The sequence below is a fragment of the Streptomyces longispororuber genome (assembly GCF_014656095.1).
Classification (GTDB): Bacteria; Actinomycetota; Actinomycetes; order Streptomycetales; family Streptomycetaceae; genus Streptomyces; species Streptomyces longispororuber.
In genome coordinates this window covers 23,949-47,738 of sequence record NZ_BNBT01000007.1, presented here as the reverse complement: position 1 = coordinate 47,738, position 23,790 = coordinate 23,949, and the positions used below count along the sequence as shown (strand labels likewise).

The following is a 23,790-nucleotide window of genomic DNA, read 5'->3' as shown; positions in this document are numbered from 1 at the left end:
GTGCGCACCTGGCCCCCGAGTCCGGTGGGCGCCACGGCGTGGGGCCCACCCGCCGTCCCGCGTGCGCCAGGGGACGGCGGTCGGGCAGCAGGCTCTACGGGGCCGGGATGTACGCCAGGCCGTGTGCTCCCGGCTCGCCCGCGCGGTCGACCTCCAGGGTCGTCACCACCCGCGTCCGCCGCAGGTCCACGACGGTGACCGTGCTGGAGACGACGCCCGCGACGAAGCCGAGCGAGCCGTCCGGCGACGAGGTGATGGTGAGCGGGAACCGGCCGACCTCGACCTGGCCGACCTGTTCGAAGGTGTCCGGCGCGAAGACGGTCAGGACGCCGTTGTGCTGCCCGCCGAGCGCGGCGTCCGGGTCGGCGGACATCCGCAGTTCACCGGCGAGCAGCAGACCGGTGGCGGTGGTGTGCACGGGGAAGACCACGCCCTCGGTGGGCAGCACGCGCACCACGCGGTCCGTTGCGGTGTCGACGACCCGGATGCCCGGCTGCGCGGCCGGACGGGGGCCGAAGTCGCCCTTGGGAGCGGCGACGTAGACGTACCGGCCGTCGGGGGAGACGTCCAGGCCCTCGCTGCCGGGGACCTCGATGCGCCCCGTCGGCCGGTCGTGCTCCAGGTCGACGACCGTGACGAAGGGGGCCTCCTTGTTGGTCGCGTAGCCCTTGCGGCCGTCCGGCGTCAGGGCGAACCAGTGCGGGCCCGGGGCCAGCGTGGGGATCCGGGTGATCCGCCGCCGGTCCCGCGCGTCGTACACCACCACCCCGCCCGGCTCGGTGTCCGTGGCCTCGACGCTGACGTACAGGCGGTCGCGCGCGCCGTCGAGGACGATGCCGTGCGGGGCGTGGTCGGGGGTGGTGTCGATCACGTCGACCACGGTCCGGGTGGCGACGTCGATGACGCTGACGGCGGTGGCTCGGCCCGCGTTGGCGTGGTAGTAGCCGGAGACGTAGGCGCTGGTGGCGTAGAGGAGGCGGCGGCGCGGGTCGAAGCAGAGCTCGTGCGGCTCAGGCGGCAGCGCCAGCACCTCCTGCCGCTCGAAGGTGGCGGCGTTGAAGAAGGTGACGCCGGGCCCGCTCTGGCTGACCACCGCCAGCGTGTCGGAAGCGGCGGAGGGGGAAGGAAAGGTCTTCGTGGACGTCATGTCGATCATCCTGGGCGCGGGCCCCGGACGCTTTCCAATGCCGCGTGCGCAAGGTGTCCTTGCGGCACGCAAACACCCCGGTGGTGCCGGACGCGACGGGGGACCGGTGCGACGCGGGTCACACTCCACAAGTCGCGGGTCACACTCCACGAGTTTCGTGCGTACTCGGCCCGCGGCGGCGGCACCTCGAACTACCGGGCCGCCCCGGGTTCGCGGGGTTCTCCGGCAGCTCCGGCCCGTCCGCTGCGGACGCCCCCGGGCCGCCGGGCGCGGACGCCTCCCGGTGCCCGGCCGGTCCCGCCGGGGGGCGGAGCCCGGCGTCAACCGGCCTGCGCCGCCAGGGAGTCGTCCAGGGGCCGGGCGCCGGGCAGCCGGTGCCGGGCGGCCGCCAGGGCGGCGTCGATGTCGGCGGTGCCCGTGGCCACGCACAGCGTGTACGAGACGTCGGCCAGGCGGCGGCGGGCGGTCTCGCCGCCCTCCTCGGCGTTGAGCGCCGTCAGCGCCTCGTACTCCCGGATCAGGTCGGAGAGAACCACGGGGTGGGCCAGCAGCATGGAGTTCTCCTCAGTCGTGTTGCTCGGTTGACCTGCCGCCCGGCGGTCGGTCACCGCGGGTGGCTCTGCGTCCTCGTGCCCCGGCCCCTCCCGGACATGTGCGTCGATTTTCGGCCACGCCGCTGTGCGGGGGTGGAGTACGCGCCCCCGCGCGTGCAGGATCCCGGAAGTTCACACCCGTTCATGTGTTCCCGGACCACTCGCAAGTGCCATGGTGGTGAAGGCAACACGGGGTACGCGATGCCCCACGGGCACCATGGGCAGGGGGCGCCGACGCGGCCACGGCCACCCGGAACCCCCCTCGGCTCCGGGTTGACGGGGGCCGATAACATTTGCCGGGCGGCAAGCAACAGTCCGGCCGACCGGGTCGCGTCCCGGTACGACTCCTGGTCGGCAGCAAGAGGATGACGTCCACCCGGACGGTCCGGAAGGTGAGAGGTTGGGCTGTGACGAGCAGCGACACCGCCGTACGTGAACGCGTCACGCAGGTTCTGCGCGCGAACGCCGATGACATCGCGGACCGCTGGGTACAGCTCCAGCGGGAACAAGCCGTCCTCGGCAGCGACCTGACCGAGGGCGAACTCCACGAGGAGGCCGACGCCCTGGTCGCCGCCCTGTCGGCGGCCCTCGAAGGAGGCGGGCGCCCGCAGAGCCTCGTCCACACCCACGAGGACCTCAACAGAAACGTCACCGACCTGTCCCTGCGCCGCGCCCGGGGCGGAGCGTCGCCGACCCTGGCCTCGCTGGCCGTCCAGGCCCTGAAGCAGGCGCTCCTCGAAGCCGTGCGCCGCGTCAGCCACGAGAGCGACGAGATCCTCGCGGCGGCACTGCTCATCAACCAGCTCCTGGACGCCGCCGGCGCGCTGTCCTTCGAGGTCTACGTCGAGGGCCGCGAGGAGATCATCCGCCGCCAGAGCCGGCAGCTCCTGGAGATGTCCACGCCCGTGGTGCGGCTGTGGCGCAAGGTCCTCGCCGTACCCCTGATCGGCACCCTGGACACCGCGCGCACCCAGATCGTCATGGAGAACCTCCTCCAGGCCATCCAGGACGACCAGGCGCTCGTCGCCATCATCGACATCACCGGCGTCCCCACCGTCGACACGGCCGTCGCCCAGCACCTCATGCAGACCGTCAAGGCGGTCCGGCTCATGGGCGCCGACTGCGTCATCAGCGGCATCCGCCCGCCGATCGCCCAGACCATCGCCCAGCTCGGCATCGACCTGTCGACCATCCTGACCCGCGCCACGCTCGCGGACGCGCTCGCCGCCGCCATCCCGCTCACCGATACGCCGGGCCCCGACGGGACGGACGCCCGGTGAACCAGCGACCCACCGCGGGGGTACCGATTCTGCGCCTCGGCGACGTCCTGGTCAGCGGGCTGCTCAACGAACTCGACGACAAGTCGGCCCTGGCCTTCACCGAGGAGCTCACCGAGACCATCGCCACCACCGGCGCGCGCGGCGTCCTCATCGACATCTCGCGCCTGGAGCTCGTCGACTCCTTCGTCGCCCGCACGCTGATGGACCTCAGCACCACGGCGCGGCTGCTCGGAGCCCGCGTCATCGTGGCCGGGATGCGCCCCCCGGTCGCCATCACCCTGGTCGAACTCGGCATCGAGCTGGCCGGGGTGGAGACCGCGCTCAGCGCCGAACAGGGGATGGCCGCCCTGGGCTGGTACCGGGGCGCGTCGTCGCAGGAGAGGCCGGAACCGTGACGCGAGCCGACGGACACACCGCCGCCGCGCCCCGCACCACCGGGGTACCCGGGCAGACGCGTCCGCAGGATTCCACCACCCACACCGTCTGCACCGAGGAGGACCTGCTGCACGTCCGGCACGCCGTGCGCGCCGCCACCGTGCTCGCGGGCTTCGGCATCGTCGACCAGACGCGGGTGGTGACCGCCGCCAGCGAACTGGCCCGCAACGCCTACGTGCACGGCGGCGGAGGCACCCTCACCATCGAGATCGTCCGCCGCCTCGGCACCACCGGCATCCGGCTGACCGTCGAGGACGAGGGGCCCGGCATCAGCGACGTGGACGCCGCCCTCACCGACGGCTTCACCACCGGCGCGGGCCTCGGCCACGGCCTGGGCGGCGCCCGCCGGCTCATGGACGACTTCGCCGTGCGCAGCGAACCCGGACGGGGCACGGTCGTCACCGCCACCCGGTGGCACACGAGGCGCGCGTGACCCCCGGCCCCACCAGCCCCTCGGGACCCCCGGGCGGCGCCCTCGCGGAGACCACCCGAGCCGTCCCGATCGACCACTTCAGCGCCGTGCACCTGGCCGCGGCGACGGCCCGCGCCGTCGCCGAGCGCTGCGGCCTGCCCGGCGCCCTGCCCGACCAGGCGGCCGTGGTCGCCTCGGAACTCGCCAGCAACATCGCCAAACACGCCAACGGCGGCAGCCTCTACCTCCAGCCCCTCACCTACGGTGAAGGCATGGAGGTCATCGCCGTCGACCGGGGCCCTGGCATGCGCGAGCTGGAGCGCTGCCTGACCGACGGCTACACCACCACCAACACCCTCGGCGCGGGCCTGGGCGCCATCGGCCGCATCGCCACCACCCTGACCATCCGCACCCGGTCGGGCACCGGCACGCTCGTCTGCGCCCGCCTCGCGCCCCCGCGCCGCACCGCGGACGCCGAGCGCCCGCTGGCCTCCCTGTGCCTGCCCGCCGACGGCGAGAAGCACTGCGGCGACGCCGTCACGGTGGCCCTCACCGACCGCGGCCCGACCGCGCTCGTGGTGGACGGCCTCGGCCACGGCGCCGAGGCGGCCGAAGCGGCCCGCGCCGCCGTACGCACCTTCCGCCGCGCCCCCGACGCCGACCTGCCCGACCTGCTCACCGCGGCCAACCGCGCCCTGCGCCACTCCCGTGGTGCCGCCCTCGCCGTCCTGCGGCTGGAGGGCGCCACCGCCTCCTACTGCGGCGTCGGGAACGTCCGTGCCGTCCTGCTGTCCCCCGACGACGTCGCCCACCGGCTCACCGGCCAGCCCGGCGTCGTCGGCTGGAACATGCCCCCGCCGCAGGTGCGCCGCCTCGGCGCCCCCGCCGGCACCACCGCCGTGCTCCACACCGACGGCCTCGACCACCGCTGGGCCCGGGCCCCGGAGCCGTTCCTGCTGCGGCTGCCGCCGCCGCTGCTGACCGCCGCTCTCGTCCACGGATTCCGCAGCAGCCGGGACGACACGACCGTCGTCGCCGTCAAGACCCCCCAGAGGCCCCGATGACCGCCACCGACCTGTGTTCCCTGCCGGCGCTCAGACACGCCGTCCGCCGGCTCGCCGACGCCCACCACCTCGACGTGGAGGTCCGCGCCCGGCTGGCCCTCGCGGTCACCCACGTCGCCGCCCCGGCCGTCGAGGCGGGGCACGCCGTCGCCCTGACGGCCGAGCGCCGCGGCGCGGGGCAGGACGGGACGCCGATGCTCGTCGTGGTCCTCGACCGCCCCGCGTGCGGCGTCGACGTCCCCGCCGCGGACGACCTCCCGCTCCCCGCGCACCGCACCACCCCCACCGCCGTGACCTGGCACATCCCCCTCGACCCGGCCCCGCACGACGTCCCGCGCCCCGCACCGGGCGCCGACGTCGTGGCGCCGGGCGAGCCCCTGCCCACCGGCGAGACCGAGCTGCTGCTCAAGGAACTCGGCGCGGCCCTGGCCCAGGTCGACGCCCTCAAGGCCGAGCACCGCATGCTCAAGCACGAACTGGCCGAGACCAACAGCGGCGTACTCGCCCTGTACGTCCAGCTCGACGAGCGCGACCAGCAGTTGCGCCGCGCCCACGGCCGCGTCCTGCGCGAGCTGGAGGACGCGCTGCGCCCGCCCGTCCTGGACGTGCCCGGGCTCGAACTCGGCGTGCACTACGCCCCTGCGGACTCCGAGGCCCCCACCGGAGGCGACCTGTACGACTGGTTCGTGCTGCCCGACGGCACCGTGCACATCACCGTCGTCGACGCGCTCGGCCACGGCGTCCGCTCCACCCGTACGGCCCTCAACGTCACGCACGCCGTCCGCACCCTGGCCCTCGAAGGCCACCCCCTGGAGTCGGTCGTCGCCCGCACCAACGAGGTGCTCGCCCCCTTCGACCCCGGCCTGATGGCGACCGTCCTGCTGGCCCGGCTGCGCCCGGAGACCGGCGAACTCCGCCTGGCCAACGGCAGCCACCCGCCCGCGCTGCTGCTGCGCCGCGAGGGCGACACCGAGTTCCTGGAGACCCCCGGCCGGGGCATCGGCTTCCCGCTGCCCGGCAGCGAGGGCATCCGCCGCACCCGGCTGCGCCCGGGCGACCTGCTGCTGCTCTACACCGACGGCCTCACCGAGAGCCGCAGGGACCCCGAGGAGGGCGAGGCCCGGCTGGCCCGGGCGGTCCGTGAGCACGCCCACCGGCCCACGGCGCACCTGCCCGCGGAGATCGCCAAGGAGATGCACGAGGTGATACTGCACGCGGACGACACGCTGGCCCTCGCGGTGCGCCTCGGCGGCGGCACGGACGAGGGGGCGTCGGGTCAGGGAGCGGATGCGTAAGCTCGGCGCGGGATCCGACGGGACGGGCCGGGCAACGGCCGTCGCGGACCGTCCGCCCGCACCGGGCAACGGCCGAAGGTCGGTTCGCCCGCAGGCCGTCGCGGATGTCAGGGATGGGGTACGTCCACGTCATCTATGCCGTCGACCACACGGAACACCTGGTCCGTGTGCGTCAGGCGCAGCAGATGGCGGATGCTGGGCGAGGGCCGGGAGATCAGGAGCCGCGCCCCGGACGTCTCGGAGTGCTCGCGCAGGATCAGCAGGGTGTTGAGCCCGCTGGAGTCGCAGAACGTGACGTCCTCGCAGTCGAGAACGACGGTCCGGGCTCTGTCGTGGAGCAGCGGGCCCGCGGCTTCGGCGAGCGACGGGGCACCTTCCAGGTCCAGTTCGCCCGACAGCCGCAGCACGGCTCGCGCCCCCGCGTCGTCGTCCTCGCGGCTGAGCCAGAAGCGGTCTTCCATGGCCTGCACACCTCTCCCGGGCCATCACCGCCCGACTCGCTGCCGACGTGCTTCGTGGAGCAGACCTCTACCCCGTGAGGACGCTCTTAGCAGCACTTCAGCGCGACGGGCGTGTCGCCTTGCTCACATGAGGGACACGGGTGGGCACGGCACGTCACCCGGGAAAGGGGGGCTCTCTACGCTCGTACGAAAGGGCGCGCTCTCACGACAGCGGCACGGTGGCCCCCACCCGCTTGCCGACCGGGCGCCACTCGACTTCCAGGCGGCCGGCCAGGCCGCGTACCAGGTGCAGACCGAACCCGCCCGGCCGGGCCGGGTCCAGGGCCGCGGTGCGCGGGGGGTCGTCGGTGGCGTCGTACACCGACACCGTCACCCCGCGGTCGCTGTGGTTGAGTTGGAACGCGGTCACGCCGCCGGCGTGCCGCACCGCGTTCGTCACCAGTTCCGACACCACCAGGAGCACCGCGTCCGCGTGCCGTTCGTCGGTGTGTCCCACCGAGGCCAAGAACTCACGCGCCGTCGCGCGCGCCTCGGCCGCCGAGACCCTTCCGTACCGCGACCACTTCCGCACCGCTCGCTTCTCCTCCGGAGGGTGCACCACGACAACAACCTCCCATCGTCTCGATGCTCACGTACAGATCGCCTGCCCCGAACCCCCGGGGCTACGCCGCGAGCCGGCACCCGGGTGGGAAGCCGCAGGTCGGGCGCCGTGCGCGGGCGGACATCCGTACCGTGGGGCCGGGGCCGTGGGTTCGGACGCGGTACGGGGATAGGCTAGAGGGCGCGGCCGCCCGCCTCGTCCGGCGCCGCCGAGTGGCGGGGCGTGACGACGCGGACGGGCAGCGGGCCGTGCGGTCCGTCCCCGTCCACCGACGTGCGGGGCGTCGAGGCCGACCGAGGGGGCGACGAGGGGAAAGGCCATGAGCAAGCCAGTGACGCGCCGTCCGGGCGGACGGTGCCCGCGGCCCGGTCCGGTCGGTTCCGTCGGCGCGGCGGGGACAGCGGGGACGGCGGGTGTCACCGCCCGCCGGTGGCCGGGCGCCGGCGGCGGGAAGTGTCGGTGAGATGGTCACGGACCACGGCGAGCTGAGCGCGCGGCAGCGCGCGGACGACACGGACCACACGCACCCCGACCTGGCCGGTGAGCTGGCCGAGCTCCTGGAGGCGCTGTGGGAGCACGGCCGTGAGGTGCCCTCGGCGCCCGCCTCGCCCTCGCAGCTCCGCGTCCTGCACTGCCTGGACCGGGACGAGGGCATCAACCTGCGCACGCTCGGTGAGCTCCTGGGCTCCGCGCCGCCGTCCGTGAGCCGGCTGTGCGACCGCCTCGAGGCCCTGGGCTTCGTCCGCCGCGTCCCGAGCAAGGTCAGCAGGCGGGAGCTGGAACTGCACCTCACCCGGCACGGCCGCACCTATCTGCGGACCCTGAGGGACCGGCGGGTCGCCTCGCTGCGGGAGGTCACCGACCGGATGACCCCCGCCGCCCGCCGCGTCCTGCTCGACGGCCTGGTCGCCCTGCGCGACGCGCTGGAGCAGACGCAGGGCGCCTCCGGCCGCGGCGCCGACGGCGATGTGCGCTCGGCGTGAAGTGCCCGCGCTGGAGCCCCCACCAGGTGTCCACGGCGCCTCCACCGCCCCGCTGACCTCGCGGGGAAGCGGGGCTCGCCGCCGGGAGCGGCGCGCCGACCGGGCGGTAGGGTGCCGCCAGGGCGAGGAACGCCGGACCGGGGCGGCACGGCCCGGGTCGCGTCCGTACGGACGGTACGGACGTTCCGCCGTACCGGACGTCCCCGCAGTACCGCCGGAACTCACGGGAAGTGCAGTGGCATGAACGCTCAGCCCGCGCCCGCCTCGCGGCGCCCCGCCGATGTCGCGCCGGTGGCGTGCGACGCCATCGAGCTGCTGGACCTGGTGTGGGACACGGACCGCGGCCAGGAGCCCGGCTCCGGCGGTTCCACCGTCTCCGCGTCGCAACTGCGCGTGCTGCGCTGCCTGGAGCGCGGCGACGGCATCAACCTGCGCACCCTCAGCGAGCTGCTGGGGTCGCCGCCGTCGTCGGTCAGCCGGCTGTGCGACCGCCTGGAGGCGACGGGGCTGGTCGAGCGCGGCCCCAGCCCGGTGAGCAGGCGCGAGCTGACGCTCCGGCTGACGGGCCGGGGGCGGGGGCACCTGCGCGGGCTGCGCGAGCGGCGGGAGGAGAGCCTGCGGCGGGTCGTCCGGGCGATGCCGCCCGCGGCGCGGAGCGCGCTCAGGGACGGGCTCGTCGGGTTCCGGGCCGCGCTGGAGGCGGGCCCCCAGGCGCCCGGCGAGCGCCCCGGGGACGCGATCCTGTCGGAGGCGGCGGCCGGGGCGGCGCGCACGGCGTCGGTACGCCGGGACGAGGCCTCGCCCGGCTCTTCGTCCGGCCGCGGTGCCAACCCCGGTGCCGCCGAGCCGGAGGGCGCCGGACCGCGGTGACCGCAGGCCGGCGCCGCCCGGGGGTGTCAGGCGGTGTCAGGCGGGGCCGTCGCCGGAACCGGCGGGGTCCTCGGACCCGCCCGGACCCTCGGGGGCGTCGGTGTCGTCGGAGCCCTCCGGGACGTCGGGGACCGGGGCCGCCCCCGGGCGCCCGTACCAGTCGAGGCACAGCACCAGGGCGTCGTCGTCCAGGGCCGGGTCCCCGTGGTGGTCGCTCAGCTCGCGCAGCATCGCGCCGGGCACCTGCGACGGCGGCAGCAGACTCGTGGCCAGCAGGGTGCGGGCCAGCGCGCTCTCGCCGTAGTTCACCCCGCCGGGTGACGAGGCGTCGTACACGCCGTCGCTGCCGAACGCCAGCCGGTCGCCCGGGCGCACGGTGAAGTGCTGCGTCTCGTACACGGTGTCCCCGAACATGCCCAGCGGGAGCTGCGCGTCGAAGCGGACCTCCGACACCGAGCGGCCCCGCAGCCGCCACAGCCGCGGCGAACCGGCGTCCACGACGTCCACCTCGCCGGTCGCCAGGTCGAAGCTCAGCAGCAGCACCGCGACGTGGGCCTCGCCCCCGTACTGGGCGTGCACCGCCTGGTCGGCCAGCAGGGCCTGGCCGGCGATGTCGAGGCCCGCCCGGCGCGCGTTGCGCAGGGCGCTGACGGCGAGGTTCGTCAGGAGCGCGGCCTGGACGCCCTCGCCCATGCCGTTGGTGATGGTCAGCGTCAGGCGCTCGGCGGACACCGACCAGTCGTAGTTGTCGCCGAAGATGGCATAGGCGGGCTCCAGGTGGGCACCGATGGCGAACTCCTCACGGGCGCAGGCCCGGCCGGGCAGGAGCTGCCACTGCATCTCGGCCGCGAGGGTCAGGCGCGCCGCCCGCCGGGCGAGCACGTACAGGTCCGTGTCGCGCTCCGCGACGAGGATCTCGTGTCCGAGCGCTTCACTGATGCGGGCCAGCTCCGGCAGGATCGGCTCCGCGTAGGTGTCCGCACCCATGCGCACCGTGAGGACGCCGAGGTTGTCCCCCCGGATGATCACGGGCAGGTGGACGTCCACCGCACCGGCCGCGGTCCGTGTCATGTACGGCTTCTGGGAGCCGAACGCCCGCCCCTGCGGGCTGGTGTGGATGCACACGGACCCCTCCGCGTCCGGACCGACGGCCTGGAGGGAGCGCATTCCGTAGTCGGCGAGCCGGAGTTGGACGTCGACGGCGCCGTACGTGTCCTTCACGGCCTCGCGTACGACGTCCACGAGGGCATGGGGAGCCGCGGCGCGCAACGCCTGCGCGATGGGAGTCTCGTCCACGTCATCCTGATTCAGTCGGTGCCGGAACCGGGGGCCCGGCAGGGGGACTTCCGCCGACCGGTCCGCGGACCTGTCCACAGAAGTGAAGGTTGCGCATGAGTCGTGCACGACTCGTGAAGCACATGAACGATGCGCAACGCTTGCCGCAAGGCAATGGTAGCCCTACGGCAAGTCACCGGTGTCCGGCCCGCGTTGGCGCGGGGGTGCGGGCGCGGGGGCGTGCCGCCACCCCGGCACCGGTCGCGCACCGGACTCAGGAGGACGGGTCGGCCGTAGGGGAATTCGGCATTCCGGCGACATGGGCGGAACCGGAGCGGAAGCCGGAGTGGAACCCGGAGCGGAAAAGGGCACACCCGGCGTGTACGCACGGCGCGCAATGCGTTGTCGGCGCCCGGCCGCGGGTGGCCGTACCAGGAAAAGGCCGGGGAAAAGCGGGTGGCGATCTTCGGGGTGCTCCCGGGGAGGCGGCGGGAAAATCGCCGGACCGGGGGAGCGGCCCCCGCGGCGGCACGGGCCGGAAACGGCGAAGGCCCGGCCGCTCCTCGCTGTGAGGGGCGACCGGGCCGTTCATGTCTCAGCCGTTACCAGCGGTACCAGCGGCTCCTGCGCCCGCCCGTGCCCGCGGTGCGCATCACGAAACCGAGCAGCCAGGCCACCAGGACGATGGCGGCGAGCAGCCAGAGGAATTTCATCGCGAAACCCGCGCCGAACAGTACGACGGCCAACAGAAGAACAAGCAGCAAAGGCACCATGCCCTGTCACCTCCACAGAGCCGAGTTCCCCGGATTCCCGATATGACACCGGCCCGCCCGGCGGGTTCCGCGCGGTGCGCGGCGCCGCTCCGGTTTACGGCGCCGGAGCGCGGTTAGGCGCCTCAATGCACCTGTTGTCGATATTCGGGAAGTGAGCACTGTGGCTGGCGACGAGAAGGCCAAGGGCAAGACCGAGCAGGCCAAGGGCAAGCTGAAGGAAGCGGCGGGCCGCGCCGTGGGCAACGAGCGCCTGACCGCCGAGGGCCGCGCCGAACAGGGCAAGGGCGACCTGCGTCAGGCGAAGGAGAAGGCGAAGGACGCCTTCCGCCACTGAGGCGCGAACGCCGGGAGGCACGCACGCCTGCGTACGCCCCCCGGGTGACACCCGTGCGTACGCCTCCGTGACGCGCGCGCGTACGTCTCTGTGACGTGTGTACGCCCATACGCCGGCGACGGCGTGGTACGCCCGCACTCCGCCGACGGCGTGGGTACGCCCCCCACCCCGGTGACGTGCGGGCGGACGCCCACCGGCCGAGGGCCCGGCGCCGACCGCGCCGAACCCTCGGCCGGTGGAGTGTGTGCCGGGCCCCCGCACAGCGACCGCCGCCCGGCTTCCCGGGCGGCGGCCGACAGGCGGACGGACGGGCTCAGACGGCCAGCGAGACGCCTCCTGCGCCGCCCACGGCGGACTCGGGACCGGTCTTGGCCGACGGCAGGGGCACCGGGGCGGGCGCGGGCCGGGAGGCCGACGGCCGGGGGAGCGGCAGCTCCCGCGCCCGGCCGGCCGTGCCGGCCGTCCGGACGCGGGGCGTGCTCGACGCCCGGGCCGGGGCGGGACCGGCGCACCTCGGCACCGGCTCGCCCGCGAGCAGCGCGTCGGCGACGCCCAGGGCGTCCTCGATCGTGGTGGCGCCCGTCAGCACGCACAGGGTGTAGCTCACGTCCTCCAGCGCGCGGCGGTTCGCCTCGGTCGGCGGTGCCGCGATACGCAGATCGGCGTAGCGGGCGAGCAGAACTCTCAGTTGCTTGGGATCCGGCATCAGCACGGTGTCCACCCCTTCTTCTGATGTGTCCTGCGTCTGCCCCGTCGCCCCGACTCCATGTGTCTTTTGATCTACTTCACACGTTATGTCGTACTGGTCGGGGGAAGACGTGCCCGGGAGGCGATGACCCGGTCGTCTCCAGTACCCCTTGTTCCGGCTTCGATGCCCCCGGCGTGCGCGCCGGGCGTCGACGCCCGACCCTTCGAGGAGCAGACACCATGGCCCGTTCCACCACCCCCCGCTACACCGTCCCCGGCATCAGCGTCGAGGACGGCGGCAAGCTCATCACCGCGCTCAGCATGCGCCTGCACGCGCTGAACGACCTGCACCTCACGCTCAAGCACGTGCACTGGAACGTCGTCGGCCCGCACTTCATCGCCGTGCACGAGATGCTGGACCCGCAGGTCGACCGCGTCCGCGACATGGCCGACGACGTCGCCGAGCGCATCTCGGCCCTGGGCGGCGTGCCGCAGGGCACCCCGGGCGCCCTGGTCTCCGAGCGCACCTGGAACGACTACAGCATCGGCCGGGCCGACGCCATCGCCCACCTGGGCGCGCTCGACCTCGTGTACACCGGCGTCATCGAGGGCTACCGCGCGGCGATCGACGAGGTCGGCAAGCTCGACCCCGCCACCGAGGACATCCTGATCGAGCAGGTGCGGGACCTGGACCAGTTCCAGTGGTTCGTCCGGGCGCACCTGGAGAGCGCGCAGGGCACCCTCTCCACCGGCGGGTCGACCACCGAGCGCGAGGCCGCGGAAGCGGCCCAGGACGCCTGACCCGGCCCCCGCGCGGCCCCGGCCGCGCGCACCCGACCAGCAGCACCGACACGACCGAGGAGGAGCCGCCGTGCGCGTCGCCTTCCTGACCGCGCCCGAAGGCGTGGAGCAGATCGAACTGACCGAGCCGTGGCGGGCCGTGGAGGCCGCCGGGGCCGAACCCGTCCTGCTGTCGACCGCCCCGGGCCGCGTCCAGGGCTTCGACCACCTCGACAAGGCCGACTCCTTCCCGGTCGACCAGGTCGTGGCCGAGGCCGCCGCCGCCGACTTCGACGCACTGGTCCTGCCCGGCGGCGTCGCCAACCCCGACGCCCTGCGCCTGGACGAGAAGGCGGTGGCGTTCGTCGGGGACTTCTTCGCGGCGGGCAAGCCGGTCGCGGCGATCTGCCACGCGCCCTGGACCCTGGTCGAGGCCGACGTCGTACGGGGCCGCACCCTCACCTCCTGGCCCAGCCTGCGCACCGACATCCGCAACGCCGGCGGCGAGTGGGTCGACCGGGAGGTCCAGGTGTGCACCGCGGGCGGCAACACCCTGGTCACCAGCCGCAAGCCGGACGACCTGCCGGCCTTCTGCGGCGCCCTGACCGACGCCCTGGGCGAGGGCGGCGCCGCGGGGCGCTGAGGTACCGGGCGAGGGGCGGGCAGGGCCGCCGCCGAGCGCATCGCCTCGGCGACGCCCACCGCCCCCGGCGCCCGTGCTCCTCACCCTTTCCTTTCCTGCTCCTGGTCGTGTCCTCCGTACTCCTGCTCCTGCCCATGCTCCCGCTCGACGTGGCGACCCCGGGGTCCCCGACGTCCGGAGCGCGTACTCCATCGGTGGGACGGCGGATAAGCGCGCGTGTGGCGCGGTGACAGATACAGAGCGGTCGGCGGACCGCCCCACGCAGCGCCCCCCACAGACCAGGAGCAGCCCATGCCCGTATCCCCGTGGTACGCCCTCACCGCCGTCGTCGCCGCGAGCGTGCTCGCCGCGCCCACGGCGGCGGCCGAGCAGCGGACACCGGCCCCTGTGCGCGAGACGGCCGAGCCCGTGCCCGGTCGGTACATCGTCACCCTGGCCGCGGGCGTCCCCTCCGACCGGGCCGCGGAGCGGTGGCGGCTGCCGGTGCGGGAGACCTTCCACGAGCTGCTCAACGGCTTCTCCGCCGATCTCAGCCCCCGGCAGGTGCGCATGGTGCGCCGGATGCCGGGGGTGATCGCGGTGGAGCAGGTCGGCGTCGTCTCGGGGCCGCGCGACGCGGTGCGCGCGCACCACCGCGAGCCCACCGAGTCCTGGGGGCTCGACCGCATCGACCAGCGCGCGCTGCCGCTCGACGGCTCGTTCACGCCCGGCGGCGACGGCGACGGCGTGACGGCGTACGTCATGGACAGCGGGATCGACCTCGCCCACACGGCGTTCGGCGGCCGGGCGACGGGGGGCTTCGACGCCTTCAACGGGGACGGCGCGGACTGCTACGGGCACGGCACCAGCGTCGCCTCGCTGGTGGGCGGGGACCCGTACGGGGTCGCGCGCAAGGCCAAGCTGGTGTCCGTCAAGGTCCTCGACTGCGAGAACAAGGGGACCAGCGAGGGGGTGCTCGCCGGGCTCGAGTGGATCGCGAAGAACGCGGTCAAGCCGTCGGTGGTCAACTCCTCGCTCAGCTCACCGAAGTTCGCGACCGTCGACGCGGCGGTCGACGCCCTGGCCGGACGCGGCGTCCTGACCGTGGCGGCCGGCGGCAACCAGGACGACGACGCCTGCACCCGCTCGCCCGCCGGTGCGACCACGGCGCTGACCGTCGGCAACAGCACCAACGAGGACAAGGAGTCCGAGACCAGCAACCACGGCCGCTGCCTGAGCCTGTACGCCCCCGGGAACGACGTGCTCGCCGCCAAGTCGGGCGGCGGCTCCGCCACGGTCAGCGGCACGTCCTTCGCCGCGCCGTACACCGCGGGCGCGGCCGTGCTCGCCCTGGACGCCGCCCCGGAGACCGCCCCCGCCGCCCTGAAGCAGCAGCTCGTCGAGGCGGCCACGCCCGGCGTCCTGACCGTCGGCCCGGGCTCGCCCAACCGGCTGCTGTACGTGCAGCCGGGCAGCGCGCCCAACCCCCCGGCCACGGCCGTCCGCTGACCCCGGGCCCCGGCGGGCGGCGGCGACGCGGCCCAGGGGGGTGCGGCTCAGGCGTGCGGGCGGGTGTCCTCCTCGTCCGCGCCGGGGCCGGTGTGCGCGTCGGCCAGACGCCGGCGCAGGCGCGCGGCGACCGACTCCTGGTCCTCCGGGGAGAGCGGGGACGCGATGCCGTCCTCGGGCGGCGCGGGTGGGGGAGTGCGCTGTTCCTCCAGGGCGGTGAGCAGGGAGTCGCGGGTGACGGCCGTCCGGCGGCGCCGGGCGGTGCCGACCGCGGCGAGGATGACCGCCGTCTTGATGTCCCGGCCCGACACCTCGGCGACGTCGGCGAGTTCGTCGAGCGAGACGTCGTCGTGGACCGGCAGCTCCGCCGGCAGGTGCGTCTGCCAGATCCGGCGGCGGGCCGCGCGGTCGGGCAGGGCGAAGTCGACGTGCAGCAGCCGGGACTCGACGGCGGCGTCGTAGCTGTGCGGCAGGTTGCTGGCGAAGATCACCAGGCCCCGGAAGGTGTCGAGCGCCATCAGGAGTTCCGTACGCATGGAGTTGATGGCGCTCTCCGCCGCCTGCTGGGGCTGGGCGAAGCGGCGGGAGAGCAGCGACTCGGCCTCGTCGACGAAGAGGACCGCGTGCTGCTCGGCGGCCGCGGCGAACAGCGCGGCCAGGTTCTTGGGTCCGTCGCCGTGGTACTTGCTCTCCAGGTCCGAGAGGCGGCAGGACAGGATGCGCCGGCCGAGCCGGTGCGCGAGGGCGTGGGCGGCCATGGACTTGCCGGTGCCGGGCGGGCCGCGGAAGTTGACGGCGGTGGAGGGGTGCGGCTCGATCGAGCGCAGGTTCCAGGTGTCGAAGACGAGGGGCGCCACCTCGACGAGGGACACACAGTCCAGGAGCCGGCCGACGGTCTCCTCGGGCAGGACCAACTGGTCGAAGGTGTACAGCGGTTCGACGGTGGAGAAGGCGGGCGTCTCCGGCGCCGCGGTGTCCCGCGGCGACGGCGACGGCGGCGTCAGGGGCTCGGGCGGCACGCCGTAGCCGGCACTGAGGACGAACGGGCCGGGCCGGTAGCGGCTGATGACGTCACCGAGCATGGCGAACAACCGCACCCGGAACTTCACCAGCTCCCGGTCGGGCAGCTCGGTGGGGAAACCGCTCAGGAAGAGGTGGGGCGCGGACCAGGTGTCCCCGTCCGCGCCGTGCTCCGTGCGGCCGCGCTCATGTGTGGACACGGATGACACCTCCCGCGACGCGGAGCCGCCGGGCGAGTTCGGGGTCGAGGGCGCGGGCGTCCCAGACCTGCGTCGCCGTCCTGACGCCGTACGGGCTGAAGACGCCCCCGACGACGTGGTACTCCCCGGTGGAGAGCCGCTCGGACAGGATCTCCGCGTAGCCGCCCCTGACGGCCCGCGCGGAGACCCAGCCCTCCACCATGTCCCAGGTCACCAGGGCGAGCACGGCCCCGGCGGCGAAGCCTCCCGCCATCAGCAGCAGGAGGAGGCTGATGGGTTCCACCGCGCCCCCTAGCTGTAGACGACGAGGCCGCGGCCCGCCGCGTGGTGGCGTACCACCTCGGGACCCGGCTGTCGCGTGCTGGCGAGGGCCCGGGCCTCGACCACACGGCCGGTTCGCTGGTCGAAGAAGCCCTGCACGACGCGGGTGGTGGCGGCCGCCGGGGTCTTGTCGAACACCCCGCCGACCTTCGCGTAGTCCTTGTTGGCGATACGCTCGGCGAGCGAGAAGGCGATCGCGTCGGAGTTCTCCGCCTTGATCCTGCCGCGCGCCCGGAACCATTCCGTGATGATTTCCACGGTGATGGAGACGATCACCACCGCGATATACCCGAAGAAGGCGATCGCGGCGATGAGGGAGAGTGGATCCATTGCTGTTTTCCCCCGATGTCGTTCGTTTTCCACTGCTGTCGTTCTGCTGTCGTTCCGCTGTCGTTCCGTTGTTGTTCCGTTGTCTTGTTGTTGTCGTGCCGTTGTCGTTTGTCGTGCCGTTGTCGTTCTGATGGTGTGGGCCGGTGCCGACGGGTGTGCTCACCGGTGGCGCCGGAACCAGCGGTGCAGTTCCGCGTCGTCGACCCGCACGTCCAGGCGGCGCCTCCTGCGGGCGCGGTGCGCCGCGACGAGCAGCGGCACCGCGACGGCCAGAGCGGCGGCCACCGCCCCCCATTTCCACATTCCTTGGCTCCGCTCCGGCCCGGGCGCGGCACGCCGCCTGCCGGGCCTACTCGAAGATGATGAGCTCCCGCCCGCCGAACATGCCGAGCAGCTCGCTGTCCAGGGCCCTCGCCACCACGAACCTGCCGTACGGCGTCCCGGAGGGCATCAGGCACGGCTTGTTGTCACGGTCGACGAAGAGCTGGAGACAGGGGAATCCGTAGGACAGGCCCTGGCGGGTGAGGAGGGCGCCGTGGTGCACCTGGGGCGCGTCCGGGCGCTCTTCCACGAAATAGCGGACCACCTCGTCGAAGGTGAGCTTCCTGAGCTGCAGCGGACGCGGCACCTGAGCCTTTTTGATCGCTACGCTGCCCAGCAGATGGAGAACGCCGACGACGGCTTCCGCCGCCTCCGGTGAAAAGTCCTGGACCCACGGCCGGGAACTGCTTCCGTGCGGCGGTGGTGAATCATGAGAGCGTGGATCTTCGGCCATGTCCGATCATCCCCCGAAATTCCCCGAGCCGGATATCCCGATGAGCGAGTGTAGCGGCGAAAGCCTTTTCTTGTACCGCCGATTTCCCGGGGATCAAGGCGTTTTCTTGTGCGATTTTCCACAGGTGTTCGGGGGTATTCGGGGGAGCCGCGGGGCGTGCGAGGCGTACGGGGAGGCCGTCGTGCTCGCCGTACGGCAGTGCCCCCTTCGCGCGGTGGGTGCGCGAAGGGGGCACGGTGTTCATGTTCCGGTGCCACCGGGGGCCCGGGGCCGGTCGGGCCCCGGAACCGTCTCGGGTGGCCGCGGCTGCCTCGGGGGAGCGGGGCCGCCGCCGGTCCGGTGCCGTCAGACGCCGGCCACGCTCTGGATCCAGGAGCGGTACGCCGTCACGTTCGTGTAGGCCGTGGTGGTCTGGCGGTCGCTCGTGGAGGCCACGCCGACCTGGACGCCGCCCGCCATCATCGGGCCGCCCGAGTCGCCGCCCGCGGTGATGCCGTTGCCGCGGCGGGCGCAGATGGCCCGGCCGTTGTAGGCGTCGGTGCAGCCGCCGGTCACCACGACGTCGGCGACCTTCAGGAGGCGCGACTGACAGTTGATCTCCTGCCCGCACTGGGAGGTGGCTCCCCAGCCGTAGACCTGCACGGTCTGGCCGACCTGCACGGAGCCCGGGCTGCCCAGGCGCGCGTAGGTGCCCGACACGGAGCGGTCGAGGCGGACCAGGGAGAGGTCGGAGGACGCGTGGTTATGGATGCTGACGCCGTTGGCCTGGGTGCCGCCGGTGGTCTGGTCGAGGCTGCCGATGCGGAACGACAGGTTGCCGCCGCTGACGCAGTGCTTCGCCGTGAGGATCCAGGTGGGGGCGATGATGGTGGCGCTGCACGTCTGCCGGCCGTTGGAGAAGAGCCGGGCCGCCCACGGCGCGTTGCTGGCGTAGCCGCCGCCGATGATCGGCTGGACCGCCTGCGTGGAGGGGGCGGGGGCGCGCTCGGCGGACTGCGCCTGCGCGGCGGCCGTGGGAGCGAGTCCCAGGACGGACAGCGCGACGGCTGCGAGGGCGGGGACAAGTCGGGATATACGCACGTTCGTCTCCATTGTGTGGGGGTTGAACGCCCTGCATGGGGCCCGCCGTGCATAGGTATGCGAAACGGGCACCCACGCGGACGGCCGGTGAGCCTGTCGCGTGCATGCCATGCTGGGCAGAGGTGAATGTGGCAGACCGGCCAAGGTGGCCGCAAGGGGCGGGTCGCGCCTATGCGCGTAGAGTTGCGGACTTCCGCATAGGGAAAACATATGGTCTGGACCACTCTGTGGTGAAAGGTCGGGCTGCTCCCCGGTGCGGACCGGCTCCCTTTCGGCCCGCCACGCGCATGAGAGGGAGGACTCGGGGGATCCGGGCTGCATGAGAACTGATGGGGCGGTGCGGAGCGGAGTGGGACAGGCGCGCCGGGTGGCCCGGGGGCGGGGCCTCGACGTCGCGGCGCGGGCGGGGTTCGTGGCCCGCGGCGTGATCTACGTACTCGTCGGGGCGTTGGCGCTGCGCATCGCGCTCGCCGACGGTGACAAGCGGCAGGCCGACCGCGGCGGGGCGCTGGCGGAGATCGCCGAGAAGCCCTTCGGCAACGCCGTGTTGTGGCTCCTCGGCCTCGGCCTCGTGGGGATGGCGCTGTGGCGGCTCTCCGAGGCGCTGTTCGGCCAGGCGGGCCCCGACGGCCACAAGAAGGGCAAGCGCCTCCTGTCGGCGGGCCGCTTCGTCTTCTACGCGGTGGTCAGCTACTCGGTCCTCGCCTATGTCGCGGGCGACAAGGGCAGCGGCAGCGGCTCGTCCGACCGCCAGGTCGACGACGTCACGGCGACCGCGCTCGACTGGCCGGGCGGCCGGTGGATCGTCGGCGCCGCGGGCGCGGGCGTGGTGGCGGCCGGGCTCTGGATCGCGGGCCGCGCCGTGCTGCGCAAGTACCGCCGCCGGCTGCGCATGGGGGAGATGTCCGCCAGGACGCGCCGGGTCGTGGACGTCCTCGGCGTGGTGGGCGGCTGCGGGCGGGGCTGCGCCTTCGGCGCGGCCGGGGTCTTCCTCGTCGTGGCCGCCGTGCGGCACAAGGCCGGCGAGGCCAAGGGCGTGGACGACACCCTGCGCTCCTTCACCCACACGGCGGCCGGGCCGTGGCTGCTGGTCGCCGTGGCCGTGGCGCTCGTGGCCTTCGGCCTCTTCTCGTGGGCGAACGCGCGCTGGCGCAAGGTGTGACGCCCTGCCGGTGAGGCCACAAGGTGTGACGCCCCCTCGGTGAGGCCCCTTCGCCCGGCCCCGCCCCGCCCTGACAGGCACCTGCCGTGCAACGGCCGGGAGCGGGAGGGCAGTTCACCCACGGCGGCTCGGTTCGCGACGCCCTTCCTCGCGGGGTCCGGGGTGGTGCACACTCCTTCGGGGGAGCGGGGCATCCGGCGCGGGCCGGCCGCCGGACGGCACCGCCCCGGCAGCGACCAGGAGGCGCACCCATGGACATCCCCGGTCCCGAGCCCCACCCGGACGGGGGCGCGGGCGCCGTCGCGGCCGCGGGCGGACTGCACACCTACCAGTTGCGCCTGCACGCTCGGTACGGCCCCGTCGTGCGGTTCCAACTGCCCGGCGCCGACGACGCCGTGTCGATCGCTGACCCGGTGCTCCTGGAGGCCACCGCCCACATCAACCAACGCCCCAAGCGCCTCTTCGAGTTCCTGGCGCCCCTGTGCGAGGCGGACAACCTCCAGGTCCTCGAAGCGTCCGAGCACGGCCCGTGGCGGCGCCTGCTCCTGTCGGTGTTCGCCGGACGCCCCTCCCACGAACAGCACTTCGCCCGCTTCACCGAGCTGGCGACGGACCTCGCGGTCCGCTGGGCCGGGCACGGCGCGGACGAGCCGGTCGAGCTGCAGAAGGACCTCACCGCCCTGACGCTGCGGATGATCTGTGCGTACGCCCTCGGGGGCGACGCCGCGGACCCGGACCGGGTCAGCGCGGCCTTCGAGGTCGTCCTCACCGAGTACCTGGGGCGGCTTTACCACGTCCCGGTCCCCGGCACCGAGGAGGAGCGCGCCCGGCGGGCGGAGGAGGCGCTCGCCTTTCTGCGCGCGACGGTCGACGAGGTCGTCGCGGCCCACCACCGCTCCGGCGGCCGCGGCGGCCGCAGCGACCTGATCGGCGCGCTCGTCGAGTCCGGGGCGAGCCCCGCGCGGATCCGCGACACCGTCATGGTGACGCTGCTGGCCGCCCACCACACCACCGGCGTCGCCGTCTCCTGGACCCTGCACCTGCTCGGCCGTCACCCCGAGGCCGCCGCGCGCGCCGCCGACGAGCTGGACCGCGTCCTCGGGGACCGCGCCGCGCCCTCCTACGCCGACCTGCGGCGGCTGACGTATCTGGACATGGTCCTGAAGGAGGCGATGCGGCTCTTCCCGCCCGGCCCCTACGGCGCACGCGAGACGACCGAGCCCCTCGTCCTGGGCGGGTACGAGATCCCGGCCGGGACGACGCTGTTCTACCCGTTCTGGGCGGTGCACCTGAATCCGGACCACTGGCCCGAGCCCGAGAGGTTCGACCCGGAGCGCTTCACCCCCGAGGCGGCGGCCGGACGGCCGCGCCTCGCCCACATCCCCTTCGGCCTCGGCCCCCGTAGCTGCGAGGGCGCGAGCCTGGCCACGGTCGAGGCCCTGCTGACCCTGTCGGTCCTGCTCAAACGCCTCACCTTCCGGCCCGTGCCCGGACACGAGGTGCGGCCGATCGAACGCTTCGTCCTGTGGGCCGCCGACGACATCCGCATGTACGCGCGACCGCGGAGACCCCGGGGCGGGGCGGGAGGGGCGCTTCGCGCAGGGCCGTGACGCCGTAGGGCGACGAGGCAGGAGTTCGCGGAGTGAGGACTCACTCATTGACGGAGTGAGCCCTCACTCCGTAGTGTTGCCGTCATGACAGCGCCCAAGGAGAACGAGACCGGCCGGCCCGACCGGGCCGCACGCCGCCGCCGCGCCCCCAGCATGTCGCCGGAGCGGCGCCGCGAGATGATCATCCAGACCGCTATCCCGCTGATCGCCGAGTACGGCGCCACGGTGACGACCGCGAAGATCGCCCGCGCCGCGGGCATCGGCGAGGGCACGATCTTCCGCGTCTTCGCCGACAAGGACGAGCTGTTGCAGGCCTGCGTGGCCGAGGCGCTCTCCCCGGAGCACGCGGTCCGCGAGCTCGACGCGATCGACGTGTCGCAGCCGCTGCCCGACCGGCTCGCGGAGGCGGCCGAGGCGTTGCAGGCGCACCTGTCCCGGATGGGGGCCGTCATGGGCTCGCTGGGGCATCGCGGCGGCAAACACCCCGGCACGGTGCGCGGCGCGGGCCGCGACGAGTCGACGAGTCGGATCCGCGCGGCCCTCGCGGAACTCCTGGAGCCCGACAGGGCCGCCCTGCGCCGACCGCCGGAGCAGATCGCGGCCCTCTTCCTCGGGCTGCTCTTCACCCAGCCGCGTACGGAGGACGAACCCGACCTGACCCCGCGGGAGCTGGCGGAGGTCTTCCTGTACGGGGCGCTCACGGCGGGCGCGCCCGCGGCAGGCGCCGAGTGAGCGTGCGGAGGGGGCGTCTCGGGGTGACGGCCCTGGCCGTCCTCGCCCCCGTCCTGGTGTGGCTGGTGGCGGACCCACTGCTGGGGCACCGGCCGCGCATCACCGACGGCGGGCGGACGCTCGACCTCGGCGCCGCGCCCGTGGCGGCCGTCGCGCTGCTGGCATCGCTCGCCGGCTGGGCGCTGCTGGCCGCCCTGGAGCGGTTCGCGGCGCGGCGCGCCCGCGCCGTCTGGACCGGGACGGCCTGCGCCGTCCTGGCGGTGTCCTTCCTGCCGCTCACCGGCGGCGGCATGGACGGCGGTACGCGACTGTCCCTGGCGCTCATGCACTTGGCCGTGGCGGCCGTACTGATCCCGGGGCTGGGCGGCGGGTGGGCACCGGCCCTCACCCCCGGGGGCCCCTGCCGCCGGAGTGCTAGGGCGTGTGTCGAAAGTGGTGATGGTCGACTGCTGCTCGACGTTTCAGTCGCAGCGATGCTCGGGAAGGTCACGGCCTCTGAGCCGTGCCGCGAGCCAAAGCGGTAAGTCGTTCCGCGTCTGGAGTGCCGGGATCGGCCGACCAGAGCACGAGCTGCTGCTCTGGGGCACCGGCGTAGCGGAAGGTGTCCCAGTCGAGGGTGAGTTCGCCGACGGTGGAGTGCGCGATGCGTTTGCTGCCGAAGTCCTGGTGTGCGACGCGGTGCTCGGCCCACCAGGTTCGGAAGTGCTGGTCGGCCACGGCCAGCTCGCCCACGAGGGCGGTGAGGGCCGGGTCGGTCGGGTTCGTTCCGGCCTCCATCCGCAGGACCTCGACACAGGTGCGGGCCACGTCCTCCCAGTCCGGGTAGATGTCGCGCATCACCGGGTCGGTGAAGACCATGCGGACGTAGTTGCGCTCAGGCTCGGGCACGGCCGCGAAGTCGCACAGCAGCTCCGCCGCCAGCGGGTTCCACGCGAGGATGTCGAGGCGCGGGCCGAAGACGAGGGCGGGTGTGCCGGTGAGCTGGCCGAGCAGCCGGATCAGGTGCGGGTGCGCGGTGGGACGGGCGGCCCGACGCGGCATCTTGCGGTGCCCGGCCCGCGCGGCCTGGGCGACCAGTCCTTCCGCGTACGTCCTCTGGTCGGCGTCCAGCCGCAGCTCCCGCGCGAGGGATTCGAGTACGGGTGGTGACGGTGCCAGCCGTCCCTGTTCGATGCGTACGTAGTAGTCGGTGCTGATCGCGGCGAGCTCGGCCACCTCCTCGCGGCGCAGTCCTTGCACGCGGCGCTGGGTGTGCGCGCGCTCGGGGAGCCCCACCTGTGCGGGTGTGAGTTCGCCACGGCGGTGCTTGAGGAACTCGCCGAGCTCGCGAAGATGGGCGGAGCCAGTCATTCCTTCAGCATGGCACCGGGGAGAAGGCTCTGCCTGGGAAGGATCCTTCCTAGGAAGCAACGCGACCTTCCTGCGCCCGGCTGGCGGCC

At 73.8% G+C, this 23,790-nt stretch carries 29 protein-coding genes; 15 read left to right on the top strand and 14 right to left on the bottom strand.

Annotation, left to right across the window (positions count from 1 at the left end):
- Positions 1-94: 94 nt before the first annotated feature.
- Together IE330_RS04010 and IE330_RS04005 are read right to left on the bottom strand one after the other, a co-directional pair.
- Positions 95-1,147 (bottom strand): YncE family protein, encoded by a 1,053-nt coding sequence (locus IE330_RS04010; RefSeq protein ID WP_190134430.1) that lies wholly within the window; start codon positions 1,145-1,147, stop codon positions 95-97.
- Positions 1,148-1,467: 320 nt separating this feature from the next.
- Positions 1,468-1,701, bottom strand: a complete 234-nt coding sequence (locus IE330_RS04005; protein ID WP_190134429.1) for a DUF5133 domain-containing protein — start codon at positions 1,699-1,701, stop codon at positions 1,468-1,470.
- Positions 1,702-2,147: 446 nt separating this feature from the next.
- Here IE330_RS04005 and IE330_RS04000 point away from each other — a divergent pair, with 446 nt between their 5' ends.
- The 5 genes from IE330_RS04000 (at position 2,148) to IE330_RS03980 (ending at position 6,226) form a co-directional block, all read left to right on the top strand.
- Positions 2,148-3,020 (top strand): STAS domain-containing protein, encoded by an 873-nt coding sequence (locus tag IE330_RS04000; protein WP_190134428.1) that lies wholly within the window; start codon positions 2,148-2,150, stop codon positions 3,018-3,020.
- On the top strand, positions 3,017-3,415 hold the full coding sequence (locus IE330_RS03995) for an STAS domain-containing protein (RefSeq protein ID WP_190134427.1): 399 nt from the start codon (positions 3,017-3,019) through the stop codon (positions 3,413-3,415). The genes IE330_RS04000 and IE330_RS03995 overlap by 4 nt, the downstream gene beginning before the upstream one ends.
- 104 nt (positions 3,416-3,519) lie before the next feature.
- Positions 3,520-3,888, top strand: coding sequence for an anti-sigma regulatory factor (locus IE330_RS03990; protein WP_229925376.1), 369 nt, complete (start codon positions 3,520-3,522; stop codon positions 3,886-3,888).
- Positions 3,885-4,931: a SpoIIE family protein phosphatase gene (locus IE330_RS03985; RefSeq protein WP_190134425.1), complete on the top strand. Its 1,047-nt coding sequence runs from the start codon at positions 3,885-3,887 to the stop codon at positions 4,929-4,931. Before IE330_RS03990 ends, IE330_RS03985 begins: the two co-directional genes overlap by 4 nt.
- Positions 4,928-6,226, top strand: a complete 1,299-nt coding sequence (locus IE330_RS03980) for a PP2C family protein-serine/threonine phosphatase (RefSeq protein WP_190134424.1) — start codon at positions 4,928-4,930, stop codon at positions 6,224-6,226. Before IE330_RS03985 ends, IE330_RS03980 begins: the two co-directional genes overlap by 4 nt.
- A 107-nt stretch (positions 6,227-6,333) precedes the next feature.
- On the opposite strand, the gene IE330_RS03975 is transcribed toward IE330_RS03980, so the two are convergent.
- Together IE330_RS03975 and IE330_RS03970 are read right to left on the bottom strand one after the other, a co-directional pair.
- Positions 6,334-6,687 carry an STAS domain-containing protein gene (locus tag IE330_RS03975; protein ID WP_190134423.1) on the bottom strand — a complete coding sequence of 118 codons (354 nt, stop codon included), beginning with the start codon at positions 6,685-6,687 and terminating at the stop codon, positions 6,334-6,336.
- A gap of 202 nt (positions 6,688-6,889) precedes the next feature.
- Positions 6,890-7,288 carry an ATP-binding protein gene (locus IE330_RS03970; protein WP_190134422.1) on the bottom strand — a complete coding sequence of 133 codons (399 nt, stop codon included), beginning with the start codon at positions 7,286-7,288 and terminating at the stop codon, positions 6,890-6,892.
- 464 nt (positions 7,289-7,752) lie between these two features.
- On the opposite strand from IE330_RS03970, the gene IE330_RS03965 reads away from it, so the two are divergent.
- Both IE330_RS03965 and IE330_RS03960 read left to right on the top strand, forming a co-directional pair.
- A complete protein-coding gene (locus IE330_RS03965) occupies positions 7,753-8,271 on the top strand; it encodes a MarR family winged helix-turn-helix transcriptional regulator (protein ID WP_190134421.1) in 519 nt (172 codons plus the stop codon).
- Positions 8,272-8,511: 240 nt separating this feature from the next.
- A complete protein-coding gene (locus IE330_RS03960; protein WP_190134420.1) occupies positions 8,512-9,141 on the top strand; it encodes a MarR family winged helix-turn-helix transcriptional regulator in 630 nt (209 codons plus the stop codon).
- Positions 9,142-9,177: 36 nt separating this feature from the next.
- On the opposite strand, the gene IE330_RS03955 is transcribed toward IE330_RS03960, so the two are convergent.
- Positions 9,178-10,437, bottom strand: coding sequence for a PP2C family protein-serine/threonine phosphatase (locus IE330_RS03955; protein ID WP_190134419.1), 1,260 nt, complete (start codon positions 10,435-10,437; stop codon positions 9,178-9,180).
- A gap of 581 nt (positions 10,438-11,018) precedes the next feature.
- Positions 11,019-11,189, bottom strand: coding sequence for a hydrophobic protein (locus IE330_RS03950; protein ID WP_190134418.1), 171 nt, complete (start codon positions 11,187-11,189; stop codon positions 11,019-11,021).
- Positions 11,190-11,349: 160 nt separating this feature from the next.
- Here IE330_RS03950 and IE330_RS03945 point away from each other — a divergent pair, with 160 nt between their 5' ends.
- The gene (locus IE330_RS03945; RefSeq protein WP_190134502.1) at positions 11,350-11,523 is read left to right on the top strand and encodes a CsbD family protein; all 174 of its coding nucleotides are present in this window, start codon (positions 11,350-11,352) and stop codon (positions 11,521-11,523) included.
- Positions 11,524-11,836: 313 nt separating this feature from the next.
- Here the strand turns inward: IE330_RS03945 and IE330_RS39970 are convergent, their stop codons facing one another.
- Positions 11,837-12,244: a DUF5133 domain-containing protein gene (locus tag IE330_RS39970; RefSeq protein WP_373314555.1), complete on the bottom strand. Its 408-nt coding sequence runs from the start codon at positions 12,242-12,244 to the stop codon at positions 11,837-11,839.
- A 206-nt stretch (positions 12,245-12,450) separates the two neighbouring features.
- On the opposite strand from IE330_RS39970, the gene dps reads away from it, so the two are divergent.
- The 3 genes from dps to IE330_RS03925 all read left to right on the top strand — a co-directional run bounded on the left by dps (position 12,451) and on the right by IE330_RS03925 (position 15,121).
- On the top strand, positions 12,451-13,011 hold the full coding sequence (gene dps, locus IE330_RS03935) for a DNA starvation/stationary phase protection protein Dps (protein WP_190134417.1): 561 nt from the start codon (positions 12,451-12,453) through the stop codon (positions 13,009-13,011).
- A gap of 70 nt (positions 13,012-13,081) precedes the next feature.
- The gene (locus IE330_RS03930) at positions 13,082-13,633 is read left to right on the top strand and encodes a type 1 glutamine amidotransferase domain-containing protein (RefSeq protein ID WP_190134416.1); all 552 of its coding nucleotides are present in this window, start codon (positions 13,082-13,084) and stop codon (positions 13,631-13,633) included.
- Positions 13,634-13,924: 291 nt separating this feature from the next.
- Positions 13,925-15,121 (top strand): S8 family peptidase, encoded by a 1,197-nt coding sequence (locus tag IE330_RS03925; protein ID WP_190134415.1) that lies wholly within the window; start codon positions 13,925-13,927, stop codon positions 15,119-15,121.
- 47 nt (positions 15,122-15,168) lie between these two features.
- Here the strand turns inward: IE330_RS03925 and IE330_RS03920 are convergent, their stop codons facing one another.
- The 6 genes from IE330_RS03920 to IE330_RS03900 form a co-directional block, all read right to left on the bottom strand.
- Entirely contained in the window at positions 15,169-16,341 is a 1,173-nt protein-coding gene (locus IE330_RS03920; RefSeq protein WP_190134414.1) for an ATP-binding protein, read from the bottom strand.
- Positions 16,328-16,624: a hypothetical protein gene (locus IE330_RS03915; protein WP_190134413.1), complete on the bottom strand. Its 297-nt coding sequence runs from the start codon at positions 16,622-16,624 to the stop codon at positions 16,328-16,330. Before IE330_RS03915 ends, IE330_RS03920 begins: the two co-directional genes overlap by 14 nt.
- 8 nt (positions 16,625-16,632) lie before the next feature.
- Complete coding sequence (locus IE330_RS03910) at positions 16,633-16,992, bottom strand: hypothetical protein (protein ID WP_190134412.1); 360 nt, start codon at positions 16,990-16,992, stop codon at positions 16,633-16,635.
- Positions 16,993-17,151: 159 nt separating this feature from the next.
- Positions 17,152-17,277, bottom strand: a complete 126-nt coding sequence (locus tag IE330_RS39595) for a hypothetical protein (RefSeq protein ID WP_268257261.1) — start codon at positions 17,275-17,277, stop codon at positions 17,152-17,154.
- A 64-nt stretch (positions 17,278-17,341) separates the two neighbouring features.
- Complete coding sequence (locus IE330_RS03905) at positions 17,342-17,620, bottom strand: hypothetical protein (RefSeq protein WP_190134411.1); 279 nt, start codon at positions 17,618-17,620, stop codon at positions 17,342-17,344.
- 492 nt (positions 17,621-18,112) lie between these two features.
- Positions 18,113-18,847: a S1 family peptidase gene (locus IE330_RS03900; protein WP_190134410.1), complete on the bottom strand. Its 735-nt coding sequence runs from the start codon at positions 18,845-18,847 to the stop codon at positions 18,113-18,115.
- A 319-nt stretch (positions 18,848-19,166) separates the two neighbouring features.
- Here IE330_RS03900 and IE330_RS03895 point away from each other — a divergent pair, with 319 nt between their 5' ends.
- The 4 genes from IE330_RS03895 (at position 19,167) to IE330_RS03880 (ending at position 22,875) form a co-directional block, all read left to right on the top strand.
- Positions 19,167-20,009: a DUF1206 domain-containing protein gene (locus IE330_RS03895; RefSeq protein ID WP_190134409.1), complete on the top strand. Its 843-nt coding sequence runs from the start codon at positions 19,167-19,169 to the stop codon at positions 20,007-20,009.
- 251 nt (positions 20,010-20,260) lie between these two features.
- On the top strand, positions 20,261-21,619 hold the full coding sequence (locus IE330_RS03890) for a cytochrome P450 (RefSeq protein ID WP_190134408.1): 1,359 nt from the start codon (positions 20,261-20,263) through the stop codon (positions 21,617-21,619).
- An 84-nt stretch (positions 21,620-21,703) separates the two neighbouring features.
- A complete protein-coding gene (locus tag IE330_RS03885; protein WP_373314554.1) occupies positions 21,704-22,351 on the top strand; it encodes a TetR/AcrR family transcriptional regulator in 648 nt (215 codons plus the stop codon).
- 23 nt (positions 22,352-22,374) lie between these two features.
- On the top strand, positions 22,375-22,875 hold the full coding sequence (locus IE330_RS03880; RefSeq protein ID WP_308438979.1) for a DUF6069 family protein: 501 nt from the start codon (positions 22,375-22,377) through the stop codon (positions 22,873-22,875).
- Here the strand turns inward: IE330_RS03880 and IE330_RS03875 are convergent.
- Complete coding sequence (locus tag IE330_RS03875; RefSeq protein ID WP_190134407.1) at positions 22,838-23,701, bottom strand: helix-turn-helix domain-containing protein; 864 nt, start codon at positions 23,699-23,701, stop codon at positions 22,838-22,840. The two genes, IE330_RS03880 and IE330_RS03875, sit on opposite strands and share 38 nt — an antisense overlap.
- Positions 23,702-23,790: the final 89 nt, after the last annotated feature.

Coding starts and splice junctions, on each gene's coding strand:
- IE330_RS03895 (WP_190134409.1), top strand. CDS start 19,167: ATGAGAACTGATGGGGCGGTGCGGAGCGGAGTGGGACAGGCGCGCCGG.
- IE330_RS03910 (WP_190134412.1), bottom strand. CDS start 16,992: ATGGATCCACTCTCCCTCATCGCCGCGATCGCCTTCTTCGGGTATATC.
- IE330_RS03925 (WP_190134415.1), top strand. CDS start 13,925: ATGCCCGTATCCCCGTGGTACGCCCTCACCGCCGTCGTCGCCGCGAGC.
- IE330_RS04010 (WP_190134430.1), bottom strand. CDS start 1,147: ATGACGTCCACGAAGACCTTTCCTTCCCCCTCCGCCGCTTCCGACACG.
- IE330_RS03980 (WP_190134424.1), top strand. CDS start 4,928: ATGACCGCCACCGACCTGTGTTCCCTGCCGGCGCTCAGACACGCCGTC.
- dps (WP_190134417.1), top strand. CDS start 12,451: ATGGCCCGTTCCACCACCCCCCGCTACACCGTCCCCGGCATCAGCGTC.
- IE330_RS04005 (WP_190134429.1), bottom strand. CDS start 1,701: ATGCTGCTGGCCCACCCCGTGGTTCTCTCCGACCTGATCCGGGAGTAC.
- IE330_RS03975 (WP_190134423.1), bottom strand. CDS start 6,687: ATGGAAGACCGCTTCTGGCTCAGCCGCGAGGACGACGACGCGGGGGCG.
- IE330_RS03965 (WP_190134421.1), top strand. CDS start 7,753: ATGGTCACGGACCACGGCGAGCTGAGCGCGCGGCAGCGCGCGGACGAC.
- IE330_RS03885 (WP_373314554.1), top strand. CDS start 21,704: ATGACAGCGCCCAAGGAGAACGAGACCGGCCGGCCCGACCGGGCCGCA.
- IE330_RS03960 (WP_190134420.1), top strand. CDS start 8,512: ATGAACGCTCAGCCCGCGCCCGCCTCGCGGCGCCCCGCCGATGTCGCG.
- IE330_RS03875 (WP_190134407.1), bottom strand. CDS start 23,701: ATGACTGGCTCCGCCCATCTTCGCGAGCTCGGCGAGTTCCTCAAGCAC.
- IE330_RS03890 (WP_190134408.1), top strand. CDS start 20,261: ATGGACATCCCCGGTCCCGAGCCCCACCCGGACGGGGGCGCGGGCGCC.
- IE330_RS03950 (WP_190134418.1), bottom strand. CDS start 11,189: ATGGTGCCTTTGCTGCTTGTTCTTCTGTTGGCCGTCGTACTGTTCGGC.